General features: G+C 43.7%; 13 protein-coding genes. 10 read left to right on the top strand and 3 right to left on the bottom strand.

Annotated features, from left to right (window positions below):
- Window positions 1–277: 277 nt before the first annotated feature.
- Entirely contained in the window at window positions 278–925 is a 648-nt protein-coding gene (locus tag RMX98_RS34040) for a response regulator transcription factor (protein ID WP_322676926.1), read from the bottom strand.
- A 3-nt stretch (window positions 926–928) separates the two neighbouring features.
- A complete protein-coding gene (locus RMX98_RS34045) occupies window positions 929–2,149 on the bottom strand; it encodes a sensor histidine kinase (RefSeq protein WP_322676927.1) in 1,221 nt (406 codons plus the stop codon).
- A gap of 451 nt (window positions 2,150–2,600) precedes the next feature.
- Here RMX98_RS34045 and RMX98_RS34050 point away from each other — a divergent pair, with 451 nt between their 5' ends.
- The 8 genes from RMX98_RS34050 to RMX98_RS34085 all read left to right on the top strand — a co-directional run bounded on the left by RMX98_RS34050 (window position 2,601) and on the right by RMX98_RS34085 (window position 15,131).
- On the top strand, window positions 2,601–2,984 hold the full coding sequence (locus tag RMX98_RS34050; protein ID WP_322676928.1) for a hypothetical protein: 384 nt from the start codon (window positions 2,601–2,603) through the stop codon (window positions 2,982–2,984).
- A gap of 284 nt (window positions 2,985–3,268) precedes the next feature.
- Window positions 3,269–4,549: a S41 family peptidase gene (locus RMX98_RS34055; protein ID WP_322676929.1), complete on the top strand. Its 1,281-nt coding sequence runs from the start codon at window positions 3,269–3,271 to the stop codon at window positions 4,547–4,549.
- Window positions 4,550–4,588: 39 nt separating this feature from the next.
- Complete coding sequence (locus RMX98_RS34060; protein WP_322676930.1) at window positions 4,589–5,497, top strand: hypothetical protein; 909 nt, start codon at window positions 4,589–4,591, stop codon at window positions 5,495–5,497.
- A 20-nt stretch (window positions 5,498–5,517) separates the two neighbouring features.
- On the top strand, window positions 5,518–6,492 hold the full coding sequence (locus RMX98_RS34065; RefSeq protein WP_322676931.1) for an RpoD/SigA family RNA polymerase sigma factor: 975 nt from the start codon (window positions 5,518–5,520) through the stop codon (window positions 6,490–6,492).
- 43 nt (window positions 6,493–6,535) lie between these two features.
- Window positions 6,536–8,068: an efflux RND transporter periplasmic adaptor subunit gene (locus tag RMX98_RS34070; protein WP_322676932.1), complete on the top strand. Its 1,533-nt coding sequence runs from the start codon at window positions 6,536–6,538 to the stop codon at window positions 8,066–8,068.
- Entirely contained in the window at window positions 8,065–11,187 is a 3,123-nt protein-coding gene (locus tag RMX98_RS34075; protein WP_322676933.1) for an efflux RND transporter permease subunit, read from the top strand. The genes RMX98_RS34070 and RMX98_RS34075 overlap by 4 nt, the downstream gene beginning before the upstream one ends.
- 498 nt (window positions 11,188–11,685) lie before the next feature.
- A complete protein-coding gene (locus tag RMX98_RS34080; protein WP_322676934.1) occupies window positions 11,686–14,796 on the top strand; it encodes an efflux RND transporter permease subunit in 3,111 nt (1,036 codons plus the stop codon).
- A 161-nt stretch (window positions 14,797–14,957) separates the two neighbouring features.
- Window positions 14,958–15,131 carry a hypothetical protein gene (locus RMX98_RS34085; RefSeq protein WP_322676935.1) on the top strand — a complete coding sequence of 58 codons (174 nt, stop codon included), beginning with the start codon at window positions 14,958–14,960 and terminating at the stop codon, window positions 15,129–15,131.
- A 135-nt stretch (window positions 15,132–15,266) separates the two neighbouring features.
- Here RMX98_RS34085 and RMX98_RS34090 read toward each other — a convergent pair whose 3' ends face one another.
- Entirely contained in the window at window positions 15,267–16,367 is a 1,101-nt protein-coding gene (locus RMX98_RS34090; RefSeq protein ID WP_322676936.1) for a hypothetical protein, read from the bottom strand.
- Between the two features lie 197 nt (window positions 16,368–16,564).
- On the opposite strand from RMX98_RS34090, the gene RMX98_RS34095 reads away from it, so the two are divergent.
- Window positions 16,565–17,890 carry a DUF58 domain-containing protein gene (locus RMX98_RS34095; RefSeq protein ID WP_322676937.1) on the top strand — a complete coding sequence of 442 codons (1,326 nt, stop codon included), beginning with the start codon at window positions 16,565–16,567 and terminating at the stop codon, window positions 17,888–17,890.
- A gap of 196 nt (window positions 17,891–18,086) precedes the next feature.
- The coding region (locus RMX98_RS34100; protein WP_409881860.1) for a hypothetical protein at window positions 18,087–18,473 on the top strand (387 nt) is incomplete at its 3' end.

The raw sequence follows: 18,473 nt of genomic DNA on the forward strand, positions 1-18,473 counted from the left end.
ATGGGTCAGCCACTTTATATAGTACATAAATACTATAAAATAGCGATCACGCTGTGCCAGTTGCGTAAGTCCTGTGGTTGAATGTCAGCCTCATAAAGATTTTCATATTTCTGGCTGTTCTAAAATACGGCAAACCTATCAATTTAGTGTATTTAATTGTTATGTAAAGGAGAGTCCCACAAAGAACGCAAAAAAGCAATGGGTAAATTAACGTAATTAATACTCGTACAGCTGTGCTATGCGGAGATGGGATGTTTTTTACTGGAAGTTCCCTAACTTATTTAAGTCCACCAAACAACGAATGGGCAAACAAAGCGGCTTGAGTGCGATCGCGTAAACTCAAACGACTAAGAATATTGGTAACATAATTCTTAACAGTGTTTTCTGAAAGAAACAGCGATTCAGCAATTTCCCGGTTATTAGCTCCACAAGCAATTAATCGCAATACATCTAATTCTCTGGGTGTGAGTTGCGCCAACTCTGGAGGGGGTTGCACAGACGGGACAGGTGCAGCAATCGGCGTGAGTGCTTTCTCAAACAATCCTGGGCCGAGTAGGGTTTGTCCCTTGTGGACGGATAGAATTGCTAACATTAGTTCATCTGGTTCGGTGTCCTTGAGCAAATAGCCCTTTGCACCCAGGCGCATCGCCTGAAAAACATACTCATCATCATCGAAGGTGGTGAGAACGAGAACCTTAATATCAGGATATTGTTGAGCGATCGCTTTTGTTGTGGCAACTCCATCCATTACGGGCATTCGGATATCCATTAGCACAATATCGGGTTGCAGCGCGGCAATCTGTTCGAGTGCCCGTTGCCCATTTTCTGCTTCACCGATTACCTGCATCTCTGCATTCGACTCAAGCATACTCTTAAGTCCCTGGCGAATAAGATGCTGATCGTCAACTAATAAAATCCGAATCATAAGCTAAAACACTAACAGCTTTGAGAGTGGCAAAGAAACAGAAATACAGCAACCTGTTCCTAGTTGACTGTGGAGATTCAACTGGCCGCCTAGTGCAACCGTCCGTTCTCGCATCCCTTGTAATCCAAACCCGGTTGTATTTTGAGTGGGGTTAAAACCTTTTCCATTATCTTCGATTGACAGATGAATCGTTCCAGCGTGAGCCAGAAGTTTAACGGTGACACTCGTCGCCTCGGCGTGTTTACAAATATTTGTCAGCGATTCTTGCACAATGCGGAATAAAGCCGTGTTTACTTCTGTTGGCAAGGTGTGCGGTACATCAATTTTACAGGACGGTTCAATACCTGTGGTTTGCTGAAAATCTGTCAGCAGCTTTTCAATGGCTGATTTGAGAGATTGCCCTTGCAAAGGATTTGAACGCAAAACCGAAAGCGATCGCCGAATTTCTAGCAACGCCTCAGCCCCCAATTCTTTTGCTTGTTTGAGAAATGTTAATGCTTTGTCATTATTTGATTGCCAAAACAACAGAGTATTATTAATCTGAATGGTTTGGGCGGCGAGAGTGTGTCCTAACCCATCATGAATTTCGCGGGCAATTCGGTTGCGTTCCTGCAAGGTTGCCTGATCTTCAATCCGCAGGGCATACTGGCACAGTTGTTGATTGGTAATCTCTAATTGCTGATGGGCAATTTCTAACTGCTCTCGACTTTGGCGCTCTGCAAGCAGGGCATTAATTAACAATAAAGCGAATACTAACGTTAAGCTAAACAATAATATATTACTTAATCGCCAATCCCAAGACATAGCGATCATCTTATCTCGCATCAAATTCTCAGGCTCAATGGGTCTTAACAAAAGCAGTGTTCCATGAGATAGCAGAGATAAACCCAAGACAACCAACTGTCCCGATCGCTTAAATATCAGACAACTCCGCATCACCAGTACCAGACACAGCAGCAAAACGGAGCGAGGAGATAAACTATGTTGAGTCGCTGGTAGCCAAATTAAACCTAATTCTAGGGCTGTATAAAGTAATTTTGTTTCCAGGTTCACCATTGGTAATCTCAAGCCCATCAAGCTGAAGATGGCGATCGCCAGAACTCGTAGCAGCAACGACCAAGACAAATCAAACGGCAGCAGAACTTCCATGAACGCTGCCGTGGCTAATAACAGCCACTCTAGGTAAAGCAACAGACGAAAAGATGGGTAGGTCAAGCTAACCATAGAACTGTTCCAAATCAATGGCCTTTCTAACAAAACCATAGATATTTTCACTATTTTAGAGGGAAATATTGAACTGGGGACTGGGGATTAGGGACTAAGGACTGGGGATTGGGAAGATTTGAATCGGAATTCAGACCCCAACCAAATCTTACTCATCATTTCTTCCCCAGTACCCAGTACCCAGTCCCTAGTCCCCATTCTTCTATATAACGAATCTGTCTCTAGTATCGGTAGAGCCGTTCCGACTAATTAACTATTTCTAAATTAGGAAAAAAGTCACAATAACTTGAGTACTTTTTTACTGGTCAGGTTAGGAATTCTAGCTCATGTGCAAACTCATTTCAACTTTTAAGATTAGCTGGTGTGAGGAAAGCAGCAACTTTTCAAACATCTTCTAACGAAAATTGAGTTAAAACAGTCCGATTACACACAACAAAAACAACAGAAATAAATGATGAAAAAACAGATAATTTTACCAACCCTGCTATTTGCAACTATTCTAATTGCAGGAATGACAGGTTGCACCAGTTCTAAATCTCCAGATGTGTCTCAAGGTAATGATTCTGGCACAAAGGTATCTGATACTTCTACAACAAACTCTCCGGCATCGAATACGTCAGAACGCGCTCAAAAGCGCGAAGAAATTCGCAAGCAAATTGAGGCAGTTCTGACCCCAGATCAGGTAAAGGAATTGTCAACGAAATTACAACAAGGTGAAAAAATGCGTAAAGCAGTGTTGAGCCTGAATCTCACGGCTGACCAAAAGACTAAAATTCAGGATATTTTTAAAACTGCTTATCCCCATCGCAAAGGAAAATCTCAAGATAATTCTTAGTAATTTTATCAAAATAGAATTCAGGAGTCAGGTGGTCGCCGAGCCTGTCCTGACTTGTGCCGAGCGTATCGCTAAAGCGAAAGCTCCGCTAACGCGTAGCGTCTCGTAGAAAAGTCGAAGTAGCGTAGCCGTTGGCGCAGTCGAGGTGAGTCAGAATGGGCTAAACCTTAGCTATCCGCTAACAGAAGGAATTATCTACGGACGGCTTAGGGTATTCAGCCTTTCATTAATTGGATTCTAAATTCTGAATTCTGAATTCTGTATTCTTCTTCAAGAGTTAAAGTATGTTTAAACAAAATTTTCTTGTCAAGATAGAGTTAGCTGCGATCGCAGCAATCTTTGTCGGAACTAGTCTCTACACTTCTAAAGCTCTAGGTAAAGCCCAATCTAATCCTCAAAAAATGGTGGATGAAGTGTGGCAAATTCTAGATAAAAATTATGTTGATGCCAGCTTTAACCATCAAGATTGGAAAGCAATTCGCCAGCAGTATATTAGCCGTTCCTATAGTTCTAAGAAAGAGGCTTATGGGGCGATTGAAGAAATGGTGGCAAAATTAGGCGATCGCTACACCGAGTTTTTCGATCCCCAAGAATTTAAAGCCCTAAATAACGACATTTCTGGCAATCTCACTGGCGTAGGGCTGGAACTGGCACAGAATGAAAAAACTAAAGCTTTAACCGTTGTCGCCCCAATTCAAGGAACCCCTGCTTTTAAAGCTGGCATTTTACCGGACGATGTGATTGTCCAAATTAACGGTCAAAAAACTCAGGGGATGAAAATTGACGATGCCGTAAAGCGGATTCTCGGCCCGGTGGGAACTAAGGTAGTACTCACGATTCAACGGGGTAGCCAGTCGGAAACTTTCAAACTTACCCGCGCCAATATTGCTATCCATCCTGTAACTTACAACACGCAAACAACAGCAGCAGGCAAGATTGGTTACATCCGTTTGCCAGAATTTACGCAAACTGCCCCCGCAGAGATGCATCGCGCAATTGAAGCATTAGAAAAACAACAGGTGCAGGGCTACGTTTTGGATCTGCGTTCCGATCCGGGTGGATTGTTGGATGCGAGTTTGCAAATTGCCAGTATGTGGTTGAAGCAAGGGGCGATCGTGTCTTTGGTAAATCGAGACCAAGTTAAAGAGAGCTACAATGCATCGGGACATCCTCTCACTGACAAACCCTTAGTAATACTAGTTGATAAGGGATCTGCTAGCGCCAGCGAAATTCTGTCGGGAGCGCTACAAGACGATAATCGCGCCACCTTAGTCGGGACTCGCACTTTCGGTAAAGGTTTAGTTCAAGCTGTAGAGCCACTAGAGGATGGTTCGGGGCTGAAACTAACGATCGCTAAATACTACACACCGAAAGGTCGAGATATCAATCATGTCGGCATTGCCCCAGATATTAACGTGGCATTAACCGAGGCGCAACAGAAAGCATTAGTGCAAAACCGAACCTTAGCGACATTAGCCGATCCTCAGTATGCTAGCGCCGTTGCTGACCTAAGCAAATTGATTCAGTCTGGGACGAATCATGTGAGTTTGCAGCGTGGGGAATAAACACTGTCGCGAGCAAGTTAGGAACTGTATCTTTCTATCATGTCAACCCGCAAAGCCCAACGACTTCAAATTTGTGAGCCAGTCCCAGGTCTGCAAATCCTGGTTCAACTCAGTAACACTCCTTTAGTACGGACAGTCATAGCTATTGTTACCCGCCATCAGCTAGCGATCGTTGGGCTTGTATTTGTTACCACCTTGGTTTTTTCTATGCGGGAAAACGCCCCCTGGCTGACAGTACCGAAACAGGTAGCGATCGAATTTTTTTCAGCTGTATCCCAGTCTCTAGCTGCTTTATTGGGAGTGTTAATTGTTTTTCTCACCTTTACTAGTCAGTTGATTGCTCAAAGGAGATATGAGGACTACTATACACTTCAGATTCAGATTGACCAACTCATTCGTCTAACTCAGTCTCTTCCCCCTGAACTCAGTAATTTTGATCAAACGCTGATCGCACTGATTAACTATTTAGTTCCCTTGCATTTAAAGGATTTCCCAATCTGGGCAACTAGCTCTCAGGCGCTACCTTGGGACAAGCTTTTAGATAATTTCAAGAATGAACATGAATTGATGCAATTGCAGCAAAAATGCTCCTTAGCTACCCATCTGCACCAACAACAAATTTTACTTGTCATCAATAACATGGAAGAAATACTGGAGAGATTTTCTAAGCTTTACAATCGCATTCTAGAGATGAGCCGTTTTATTCTTGCGATTGTCAAGTTGTCTTTTCTTCTAGGAGTTTCTCTCGTATTTTTGCTGTTATTTGGCATTATCGATTTGCAAAGAAAGTTTCCCGATCTTAGCCTACCTGTAATTGTTTCTTTAGCAATTTGGGTGTTAATTGCTCTTTTAGAGCTAGTACTTGATACCTGGTTTTTTTATAAAAACTTTTATGGCTCGTCGAGTCACTATCTACGCTTTTTCCCAAATAAAAAATACCCTAATTAATAGGCAAAGGCTAATTTACCATGAGTAACTTAACATCATTTCCAGATCCTAAAGCTATTAACACAAGCAAAGCTCCAACTGATACAGTCCGTGCTTATCTTCAAGAAATTGGGCGGATACCTCTATTGACCCAAGAGCAAGAAGTTTTTTTTGCTCAACAAGTTCAGCAGATGATGAAAATACTTGCTGAATCAGAAAAACTGACTGTTGAATTAAAGCGGACACCCACACTGGCAGAATGGGCTAACGAGATGCAGTTAAGCGAACAGGAACTACTTCAGCAGCTAAATCAAGGGAAAAAAGCTAAGCAGAAAATGATCGCGTCTAATCTCCGGCTGGTGGTGTCAATTGCCAAGCAATATCAGAGACGTAACTTAGAGCTAATGGACTTAATTCAAGAAGGTACTTTGGGTTTGGAGAGAGGAGTTGAGAAATTCAATCCGACTCTAGGATACAGATTTTCAACCTACGTTTACTGGTGGATTCGTCAAGGAATTACTAGAGCGATCGCCCAACAAGGACGCACAATCCGATTACCCAGTCACATCAATGAAAAGTTAAATAAAATTAAACGCGTTCAGCGAGAATTATCTCAAAAACTTGGCCGTATTCCCACTAGTACAGAAATTGCTAATGCACTTTCTTTAAAGCCTAGTCAGATTCGAGAATATCTAAGTTTGGCTCGTAAAACTATCTCTCTTGATATTCGAGTCGGCTCGGAGAAAGATGTAAAGTTAGAAGATTTAATCCAAGATTATAGATATTCCGAAAATGGATATACTAATGAACAATTTTTCAATCAGGAAGTTGAGAGTTTATTATCAGATTTGTCTAAACAGCAACAGCAAATCTTAAGCTTGCGCTTTGGTTTGACAGATGGAAACGAACTTTCTTTAGAAGAAATTGGTCAGCGTATGGGTATTAGCCGGGAACGAGTTAGACAGATAGAAAAACAAGCTTTACAACTTCTATATCGGCAATTAAATAAAAAATAAATTAACCCAGTTTTTAATAAACTAAAATGTATTGGAGGTTTTGATGAACCATGAAATTGAAATTTCTAACGAGAGTTTGACTGAAAACAGTATAGAACCAGAGCTACCGCGATCGCCAAAAAAGAAAAAGATTCGTTTGGTAATTTTGGGCGTGCTGTTGCTGGCTGGGTTGGGTTTTTTTGGTATCCATGCAGGTGCAGCCAAGTCAGATAAAACTGAAAAATCTGGGCGTAATCGGCAGCAATTGACACCTGTAACTGTGGCAATGGTGACACAAAAAACGGTTCCGATACAATTGCAGGCGATCGGTAATGTGCAAGCGGGGTCTACAGTATCGATTACACCCCAAGCTAGCGGACGGATCGTAGGAGTTTATTTCAAGAAAGGTCAAGATGTGAAAAAGGGACAACTTTTGTTTACTCTAGATGACCGATCACAAGCTGCTGCAATCCAGCAAGCTCAAGGTGTTGTAGCAAAAGATCAAGCCTCGGTACAACAAGCTAGAGATGCGTTAACTAGAGATTTGGGTCAGGTAGACCAAGCAAGAGCCACTTTAGTCAAAGACCAAGCCTTAGTGCGACAAGCGCAAGCGAATTTGGCCAAGGATCAAGCACAAGCAGAATTTGCTCAGGGACAGAGCGATCGCTATAGTGCGTTGTATAAGAAAGGTGCGATTAGTTTAGATCAAGCACAGCAATACGTTTCCAATAGCAAATCGGCTACAGCAACCCTCCAAGCAGATCGAGAAGCGATCGCTAATGCTGAGGCTGTTTTGAAAAGCGATCAAGTAGCGCTAACTAATGCTGGCGCAGTTGTCAAAGGCGATCAAGCTGCGATCGCTAATGCTCAAGCTGTTGTCGTTTCAGACCAAGGAGCATTAGACAATACCAAAGTGCAATTATCTTACGCCAAAATTTATGCGCCGATTGATGGTCGCGCTGGCAATATTCTTGTGACTCAGGGGAATGTGGTACAAGCCAACAGCACGACTCCACTTGTTACCATCACCCAAATTCGCCCGATTCAAGTTGCTTTTTCCATTCCTGAAACAAATCTGCCCCAAGTACAAAAGTATATGCAGAATGGCAAGCTGAAGGTCGATGTAACGTTCCCCGATAATCCATCTCATCCGATACCAGGTGCTTTGACGTTTGTCAATAACACAGTTGATAACACCACGGGGACAATTCAACTAATTGGCGACTTTGATAACACTCAGGGACATTTATTTCCCGGTCAATTTGTCAACGCAACCCTAACGCTGACTGAACAACCAAATGCAACGGTTGTTCCTTCCCAAGCCGTGCAGAATGGCCCCGATGGACAGTTTGTTTTTGTAGTTAAGCCAGACATGACGGTAGAAAACGTTCCAGTTACAGTTAGCAGCACCATTCAGGGGCTAGATGTAATTCAGAAAGGCCCACAACCAGGCGATAAAATTGTTACCGATGGTCAGGCGAATCTTGTTTCTGGGAGCAAAGTCCGCGTCAAAACACCCGGCAATTCCCAAGGCGGTAATGACTCAAATCAGCCAAGAAGAAATCATTCCCGTAACTCTGGTGGAGGTGATTCATGAACCTCTCGGAACCATTTATCCGTCGCCCGATCATGACGACTCTGGTGATGGCAGCGATTTTGATCTTCGGTTTCATGAGTTATCGCTTGCTGCCCATCAGCGATTTACCAAGTGTAGATTATCCCACAATTCAGGTCAGCGCTTCCCGACCGGGAGCCAGCCCCGAAACAATGGCAGCATCGGTTGCCCGTCCTCTAGAAAAGCAATTTTCCAGTATTGCTGGACTCGATTCGCTCAACTCAACTAGCACTCTGGGACAGACTCAAATTACCCTGCAATTTAACCTGAGTCGGAATATTGATGATGCGGCGCAGGATGTGCAAGCGGCGATATCGGGAGCATCGGGGCAAATTGCTAACGATTTACCCAATCCTCCCACCTACAGCAAAGTTAACCCCGCAGATCAACCGATTCTTTACCTTTACCTCGATTCTCCCACTCTGCCGCTTTCCCAGGTAGATAATTATGCCGAGACTTATCTGGCGCAAAAGCTATCTACAATCAATGGGGTAGCACAGGTAGCTGTTTACGGTTCCCAAAAGTATGCGGCTCGAATTCAACTCGATCCGCAGCAATTGGCAGCGCGGCAAATTGGGTTAGATCAGGTGGCGACGGCGATTCAACAAGGTAACGTCAATTTGCCTACCGGCAGTCTTTCGGGAAATCACAAGAATTTTACAGTCCAAACTAACGGACAACTTGAGGATGCGGCTGCTTATCGTCAGTTGATTGTGTCTTATAAAGATGGAATGCCCATCTATCTCAATCAACTGGGTCGGGTCGTTGACAGTGTAGAAAATGACAAGGTGGCAAGCTGGTATAACAATACTCGCGCCATTATTCTCACCATTCAAAGACAGCCTGGAACCAATACGGTACAAGTCGTAGATACGATTAAGAAATTGCTCCCGGATTTGCGATCGCAGATTCCGGCATCAGTAGAAATTGGTATTCTCTATGATGCATCTCAGTCGATTCGAGATTCAGTAGATGATGTCAGATTCACGTTGATTTTGACGATCGCTCTAGTTATCTTAGTAATTTTCATCTTTTTACGGAACCTCTCGGCGACGGTGATTCCCAGTTTGGCATTACCCGTTTCGCTGATTGGAACTTTTGCGGTGATGTATTTGCTGCACTACTCACTAGATAACCTATCGCTGATGGCGTTGACCCTTTCAGTGGGTTTTGTAGTGGATGATGCGATCGTCATGCTAGAAAATATCGTCCGTCACATGGAAATGGGGGAACGTCCCTTAGAAGCGGCGTTGAATGGGTCGAGAGAAATTGGTTTTACAATTCTGTCGATGACCCTTTCTTTGGTTGCAGTCTTCATCCCCATGTTGTTCATGAGTGAAGTCCTGGGGCGATTATTTCATGAATTTGCTGTGACGATCGCAGTGGCAATTCTCGTCTCTGGTTTTGTGTCTTTGACTTTGACTCCCATGTTGTGCAGCCGTTTTCTGCGTCCTGTAGATCATGCTAATCAAAGTCGGTTATATCAAGCTTCCGAATATGTCTTCGATCGCTTCCTCGGTTTGTATGACTGGAGTCTGAAAAAAGTCTTAAAATATCACCGCACCACGATGATTTTATCTGTCGTTCTCTTGGCGGTGACAGTTGGGTTGTTGCTGGTAGTTCCCAAAGGCTTTATTCCTAGCGAAGATACCGGACAAATTACGGGTATTACCCAAGCAGCCGAGGATGCATCTTTTGATAATCTTGTCCAGCATCAACAGACAGTTGCTAACTTGATTCGTGAAGATCCGAATGTAGATGCAGTCAACTCCAATATTGGCGCGGGAGCGAGTGCTAATGGCAGTGGAGCAGCAGTTGCAGCCAATTCCGGGAGTTTGTTTATTCGGTTAAAACCGCGATCGCAGCGCCAACTTGGGGCTGACGAAATCGTGCAAAATTTACGAACCAAACTCGCCACTGTTCCAGGCATCCAAGTATTCTTACAAAATCCGCCAGCGATACCCATTGGCGCTCAACAAAGCACAGGACTTTATCAGGTTGCACTTCAGAGTTCTGATGTCAAACCCTTGCAGGAATATGTTCCGCAACTTGTTCTGAAAATGAAGAACTTGCCAGAACTCCAGGATGTCAACAGCGATTTACAATTTGCTTCCCAGATTCAAATTGACATTGACCGCGATAAAGCCTCAACTTATGGGATTACCGCCGAGCAAATCGAAAATACCCTCAGAAGTGCTTACGGTTCCTACCAAGTGTCAACCATCTATGCAGCGACCAATGAGTATCAGGTGATTTTGGAATTAGCACCGCAATATCAGCAGGATATCAATGCTTTGTTGACATTGTACATTAACTCCAGTACAGGAGTGGCAGTTCCTCTAAAGACATTCGCCAAACTATCTCAGGGAGTCAGCCCGTTAATGGTCAATCATAACGGTCGGATGAACGCTGCTACCATTTCCTTTAACCTCGCCCCTGGTGCGTCCTTGGGAAATGCCAACCAAAAAATTGCAGAACTGATCGATCAGGTGATTCCTAAGAGCATTAGCACCAGCTTTCAGGGTGCAAGCCAAGTATTTCAAAGTTCACTGCCGAGTTTGGGTTTACTGTTAGCGATCGCCATCTTAGTAATTTATCTCATCCTGGGTATTCTCTATGAGGATTTCATTCACCCAATTACGATTCTTTCCGGTTTGCCATCAGCAGGTTTTGGGGCATTGTTAACGCTGATAATATTCCATGTCGAACTGAATGTTTATTCCTTCATCGGCATAATTCTTTTAGTGGGCATTGTGAAGAAAAACGGGATCATGATGGTGGATTTTGCCATCGAAGCCCAGCGAAATGAATTGAAAAAGCCGTCCGAGGCGATTTATCAAGCCTGTTTGGTGCGCTTCCGGCCGATTATGATGACGACGATGGCAGCATTAATGGGAACCTTGCCCATAGCGATCGGATTTGGGGCTGGTTCCGAATCCCGCCGTCCTTTAGGTATTGCAGTTGTGGGCGGGCTAGTGTTTTCTCAGATATTGACTCTGTATTTAACACCCGTGTTCTATATCTATATGGAATCGTGGCGGAAGAAGCTTAATCAAGTTAAGTTTCGGCGGGTGTTCTCATTTACAGGGGAGCGATCGTGATTTTCAACAAGCAATATAGCCATCTTCAATCTGGTGAGGTACAGGTATGCAAATAGACCTAACCCCCTAACACCCTAACAAAAGCAAGAAGCACAGAAGTGTTTTAAAGTTGCTGCGTGAAGTAGGGTCGGTTAATTTTTGCAGGTCGATGCAACAAAGGTGCAGGTTGATACAACAAAGTTGCAGGTCAATGCAACAAAGGTGCAGGTCAATGCAACAAAGGTGCAGGTCAATGCAACAAAGGTGTAGGTCAATGCAACAAAGGTGCAGGTCGATGCAACAAAGATGCAGATTAAAAGACTTGTGTGTACACCGTAGCCTTTATTCATCCTTATTAGACAAGCAATTGATGAATTGCTGCTGCTGATTAATTACAGCGATCAGTCTGAGTGGAAAGGGATTGTCTTATATTTGCCCTTATGAAATATAAACTCAAAACAATACAAACTAAGCAATTAAATTACACATAATCCTTACATTTCTGGGAGAACAAAACTCATGAACCTTTCAGAACTCTTCATCCGTCGTCCAGTCATGACCACCTTGGTAATGATGGGTATCCTCATTTTCGGTCTCATGAGTTATCTACTGTTACCCATCAGCGCCCTACCCAACGTTGAATATCCTTTTATTTCTGTCTCCGCTAGTCTCCCTGGTGCTACCCCCGAAACAATGGCATCTTCCGTCGCCGCACCGCTAGAAAGACAGTTTACCGAAATTGCCGGACTAAATTCATTCAATTCCACCAGTTCCACAGGCAGCACTAACATCTCCCTACAATTTGACTTTAGCCGCAGAGTGGAAGATGCCGCCAAAGATGTACAGGCGGCGATTTCAGCCGCCGCCGGACAACTGCCCGCCGGAATGCCTCACCCCCCTACATACCGTAAAGTTAACCCATCTGTCTCGCCGATACTCTTCCTCTATATGTATTCGGAGACACAGCCAATTTCAACAGTAGATGAATACGCAGAGGTAACAGTTGGTCAACCAATTTCGATGATTGATGGTGTTGCTCAGGTACAAGTTTTCGGTCAACAGCAATATGCAGTCCGCGTCCAGCTTGACCCGCGAGAGTTGGCATCGCGGGGAATTGGTCTAAATCAGGTAAAAACTGCAATTCAACAGGGAAATGTTAACTTACCTACAGGCAGTCTCTCTGACAGTTACAAAAGTTATACGATTCAGGCGAACGGTCAACTCACCGATGCTGCCAGCTATCGCCAGCTAATTGTAACTTACAAAAATGGTGCGCCTGTGCGGCTCCAAGATTTGGGAGAGGTAATTGACAGCGAACAAAACGTCAAAGTCTCGAATTTGTATAGCGATCGCAAAGTAACAAATCGCCATTCTGTTGTTCTGGCTGTGCAGCCGCAGCCGGGAGCCAACACGGTAAATATTGTTGATTCCATCCAGAAACTTTTACCTACACTCCGCGAACAAGTTCCCAAATCCATTGAAATGGGGATTATGTACGATCGCTCTCAAACCATTCGAGCCTCTGTCAATGACGTTAAATTTACCTTGGTTCTCTCGGTTTGTCTCGTCGTATTGGTGATTTTCTTATTTTTACGTGATATAACTGCTACCCTAATTCCCAGTTTGGCGTTACCTGTAGCGATCATTGGCACTTTTGCTGTCATGTATCTGTCGGGTTTCTCTCTAGACAACCTTTCACTCATGGCGTTGACCCTTTCCGTCGGGTTTGTCGTGGATGATGCGATCGTTGTGTTAGAAAATATCGTCCGTTATCGAGAAATGGGCGAATCTCCCCTGAACGCGGCATTGAAGGGATCAAAAGAAATCAGCTTCACCATTTTGTCAATGACCCTTTCTCTAGTGGCGGTGTTCATCCCAATTATGTTTATGAGTGGAATAATCGGGAAATTATTTCATGAATTTGCCGTGACGATCGCAGTGGCAATTTTGGTTTCGGGTTTTGTTTCCCTCAGTCTCACGCCAATGTTGTGCAGTCGTTTCTTAAGTTCATCACATCAGCAAAGACCAAATCTTTTGTATCGCGTCTCAGAACGAGCATTTGATTTACTACTGCAAGGATATGATTGGACGCTCAAGCCGATTTTAAAATACCGCCTGATGACACTCATCGGTTCTGGCATTTTGTTGGTAATGACTGTCTATTTGTTCGTCATCGTTCCCAAAGGTTTTATTCCTACCGAAGACACCGGACAACTGACGGCGAACACCAAAGGAGCGCAAGATATTTCTTTTGATGATATGCGCCGTCACCAGCAAAAGGTTGTTGACATTATTCGTCAAGACCCCAATATTGAAGCAGTTGATTCTATTGTGGGTGCAAGTGGGCCGAATGCATCAGTGAACTCCGGGCGAATTACGATTCGGCTCAAGCCACGTTCTGAACGTAAACTGAATGCTGACGAAATCATTCAAGAGTTAACCCCCAAGTTGAGGCGTGTGGTTGGGGTTAAGACATTCCTCCGTTCTCCGCCAGCTATTCCCATCGGTGGACAACAAACCAATTCTACTTATCAGTTCACATTGCAGAGTTTGAATTTACAAGACTTGCGCCAATACGTTCCTAAACTTGTAGATAAAGTCAAAACTCTACCAGGACTCCGGGACGTTGACAGCGATTTACAACTCAGCACTCCTCAAATCCAAGTCCAAGTTGACCACAACAAAGCCGCAACCCTTGGGATTACCGCCCAACAAGTTGAACAAACCCTCAGTGCTGCTTATGGTTCTAGCCAGGTTTCCACTATTTATACCCCAAATGACCAATTTTATGTAATTTTGGAAGTAAAACCGGAATTTCAACGAGATCCTAGCGCCCTATCGATGCTATATGTGCAATCGAGTACTGGAAAACTGATTCCTTTGAGTGCGATCGCCAACATCACTCAAAATGTCGGCCCTCTGACTGTTACTCACGTTGCTCAACTCCCCTCTGCAACTATCTCTTTTGACACGCTACCAGGAACGTCTCTCAGTCAGGCTACAGATGCTATCAAGCAAGCAGCCAGTGAGGTGCTACCCTCAACAATTACCCCCAGCTTTCAGGGTTCAGCCCAAACCTTCCAACAGTCTTTCAATGATTTAGGCGTGCTGTTGTTGGTATCTATTTTAGTCATCTACCTGATTCTCGGTATCCTCTATGAGGATTTCATTCACCCAATCACCATTCTTTCTGGTCTACCTTCGGCGGGTTTTGGTGCATTACTGACGCTGCTGATTTTCCAGGTTGATTTAAATCTTTACTCTTTCATCGGCATTATTCTGCTAGTAGGTATTGTTAAGAAAAATGGTATTATGCTGGTGGACTTTGCCATTGAAGCACAACGAAACGAAGGTAAAAATTCCTTTGATGCCATCTATGCCGCTTGCTTGACTCGCTTCCGTCCGATTATGATGACGACGATGGCAGCTTTAATTGGGACACTCCCCATTGCTCTGGGTACAGGAGTAGGTTCAGAAGCGCGTCGTCCTTTGGGAATTGCGATCGTTGGTGGATTGGTATTCTCTCAGATATTGACTCTCTATCTAACTCCAGTGTTTTACATTTACATGGAGACATGGCGGAAAAAGCTTGGCCAACCGAAGTTTTACCGCTTTTTATTCAAAACATAATTTTCCTATGTCTACAGCTAGATCATCCTACTAGTTCACCACACAAATTCTGACAGGTAGAGACTGGGGAAAGGGAAAAGGTAAAAGGGGAAGGGTTTTATACCTTTCCCCCTTACCCTTTTACCTGCCTTGTCCTGTCAGAATTTTTTTGACTGACTATATTGGCTAAAGCAATTCTGCGATCGCCTTTGCATCTGATGCAGAATTCTTTTCGAGTCAAAGTTGCTGGGGAAACAGCGATGTCTCGGTGTTGTCCCCATAAAATACAGCGAGTAAAAGCTAAGAGGAGCGATCGCTTTGAATTAAGGTTATATAGCTCAATACAGTTCAGTTAAGCTTTTTTCTCTCCCCCTGCTCCCGAAGCCTCCCCTGCTCAAGAACAGCCTGCCTTAACAGATAAATTTGCTTAACCCAAGCGTATTGTTATATAGCTAACTCTAATTCCGACCCCACAGAATCATCTTCTTTTATTAGGAAAGTCCTAATGCAAAATCATCGCCACCTTGAAAATCAAACTCTGCCCGATAGGAGTATTCAATTTTTAACGTATAGTTTGCACTATTAGAACTATTGGTTTCTATTACTATTTCCTTCAATACTTCTCCAGTAGATTCAGAGTTATCAGAACCAATAGGGAGTAAGTCACCAAAGGTTATTTCTGGGGATGGTTTAATCTTAACGGCTGGCGTTCCATCGGCTAAGTTGGGAATGGGAGTTCCATCGGTTTTTAGCAATGCTGATACAACGGCTGTCAAATTTCTGAAGGTGACATTTGAGTAACAGTTAGACGCTACGATCGCAATAGTTTCTGAACCCTGTACCGCCAATGGTTGACGATCGCTCCTTAACTCAAAACACGGTAGTGGCTGCTGAATCTCTAACTTAATCCCAACTGGACGGCTATTGCAAATTACCTTTTGAAGCACTTCTGTAAAGCCACCAATAGAATCGCGATCGGTAAAAGCTTCTCCGCCTGTTTCTTTAGCTAATCTGGCGTATTCTTGCTGCAAACTATCTTTAAATTTGCTCTTGGTCGTGCCAAAATAATTATGAACTTTTACTCCTGCTTGTTGAGCTTTGGCGATCGCTTTATTGGCAGCGATAATATCTTTCTCTTCAGTTCTATCTCCTCCTGCTTCGAGAGCTTCATCTCCCAAATAGAAAATTGATCGGGCTGCTCCCGGTCGCCAATCAAAATAAGTTGAAACATCTTCTACAGTTCGAGCCGCATCTTCCTGCGCTCCCGCATCAGGTAATTGTCCTCGCTTTCTGGCTCGCAAATCTCCTTTAGAAACTTGGCACTCATTCAAGAGATAATCCCGTACTGTCCGATTAAAATTTGTACCTTTCCAAGTACCTTCAATGCCAAGCCAAATCACTCTCAAATCGCAAGGACAACTAGAAGAGGCGCTAGCAATAGCGGCGGCGGCGGCATTGCTAAGGTCGGAAGCTTCATCTTTCATCGAAGGGCTAGTATCAATGACGATTACTAAATCCACTGGATCTCTTGCTGTGGCACTATCGATTCTGCAAGGGCGCACTGTGGGTATGATTTGTTGGGTTTGGCTCATATTTTTTGATATGCACTGTAAGTAGTTGATGCTGATTCCTGTTATTTTTGCACAGACCAACAGCCAATTTCGCCTCTAATTCTTCATCTTGATTTAACTCTCAAAATCCGACGTTGAAAAAAGCTTCAAATTGCCTTCTAATTTCGGTTACATTGAAATTCACCTTATACCTAACTCCTAACTTTTCGCTCTAAAAAATGGTTCCTTCCAGACGAGTTTATTTATTGTTGGTTTTGGCTATAGCGATCGCCCCGATCCTATACTTATTTCTCAGTATTAGAGCAACCATCGCCATCACTGTGCTATTTGATGCCATTGTTCTAGGACTGATGGTTGTAGATGGTTTACGGGTACGACGTTCTCGTGTGCAAATTACCCGCGAGTTACCATCACGATTATCCATTGGACGGGATAATCCCGTGGTGCTGAAGGTGACATCGCCAAATACCAACGCCCAAATTGAAATCCGCGACTATTATCCAACAGGATTTGGCGTGTCTACACCTGGACTGAGCGCCATTGTTTCTAGTAACAGCACCGAAGAATTAACGTATACCGTCCACCCGACACACCGGGGAGAGTTTTCTTGGGGGAATATTCAAGTCCGACAGTTGGGACTTTGGGGATTAGCTTGGGATGATTGGCAAATTCCTCAAAGTCTGCCAGTGAAAGTTTATCCTGATTTACTGGGATTGCGATCGCTGACAATTCGTTTAACACTGCAATCATCGGGATCAATGCGGCAATCTCGCAAAACTGGTATTGGTACAGAGTTTGCCGAACTGCGAAACTATCGTACTGGTGACGATTTGCGGTTTATTGATTGGAAAGCTACCGCCCGACGGGTTGGCGCTTATGGTAATGGAATGCCACTGGTGAGGGTTCTAGAACCAGAACAAGAACAAACATTACTGATATTACTCGATCGCGGACGGTTGATGACAGCAAAAGTGCAGAGTTTACAACGATTTGACTGGGGTTTGAATGCAACTTTATCCTTAGCTTTGGCAGGCTTACATCGAGGCGATCGCGTGGGTGTTGGTGTATTTGACCGCCAGATGCATACGTGGATTCCCCCAGAACGCGGTCAACATCATTTGAATCAGTTAATCGATCGCCTGACTCCAATTCAACCAGTGTTGTTTGAATCTGATTATTTGGGAGCGGTAACAAATGTTTTGCAGCGACAAACCCGGAGGGCGCTTGTAGTAGTAATTACCGATTTAATTGATATCACTGCCTCTACAGAACTCCTAGCCGCACTCTCCAAACTAGCACCCCGCTATCTGCCATTTTGCGTTACTTTGCGAGATCCGCAAGTTGATCGTCTGGCACATACCTTTACAGATGATGTTACAGGTACTTATGCCCGCGCAGTAGCGCTCGATTTATTAATGCAACGACAAGTAGCTTATGCCCAACTGAAACAAAAAGGTGTATTAGTACTAGATGCACCAGCAAATCAAATTGCGGATCAGTTAGTTGAGCGATATCTACAACTCAAAGCGCGGAATCAACTTTAGTTATTAGGGACTTTGAAAAAAGGCGTTGCAGAACAATAGACCACTTGTAGAGACGCGATGAATCGCGTCTTTACCCAAAGATGTGTTGCAATCATTAATTGAATTGGTATATAGCGTTTTTCTATTGAGTGAGGTAGAGCAACCCCACCTCCAACCCCCTCCCCGCAAGCGATGAGGGGGCTATGATGTACCTCATGTGCTTAATTATTTACAGGTCAATGCAACAAAGGTACAGGTCGATGCAATAAAGATACAGGTCAATGCAATAAAGGTACAAATTGATGCAACAAAGGTACAAGTTGATGCAACAAAGGTACAAGTCGATGCAATAAAGGTACAAGTCGATGCAACAAAGGTACAGGTCGATGCATCAAAGGTGCAAGTTATAAGAACTTGTGTGTATACCGTAGCCAATATTGAGAGAGGGACTGGGAAAGAGTATTTTTCTGAATTTGGTTGCGGTTTGAACAAAATTGTCCCAGTTCCTAATTCAACACAAACAAATTATACCAATTCAAAATTCAAAATTCAAAATTCAAAATTAAGAAAGCCAGACAGAACAAAGGTATGTCCGTATGTATCT

The organism is Nostoc sp. DedQUE02 (assembly GCF_034531035.1).
Classification (GTDB): Bacteria; Cyanobacteriota; Cyanobacteriia; order Cyanobacteriales; family Nostocaceae; genus Nostoc.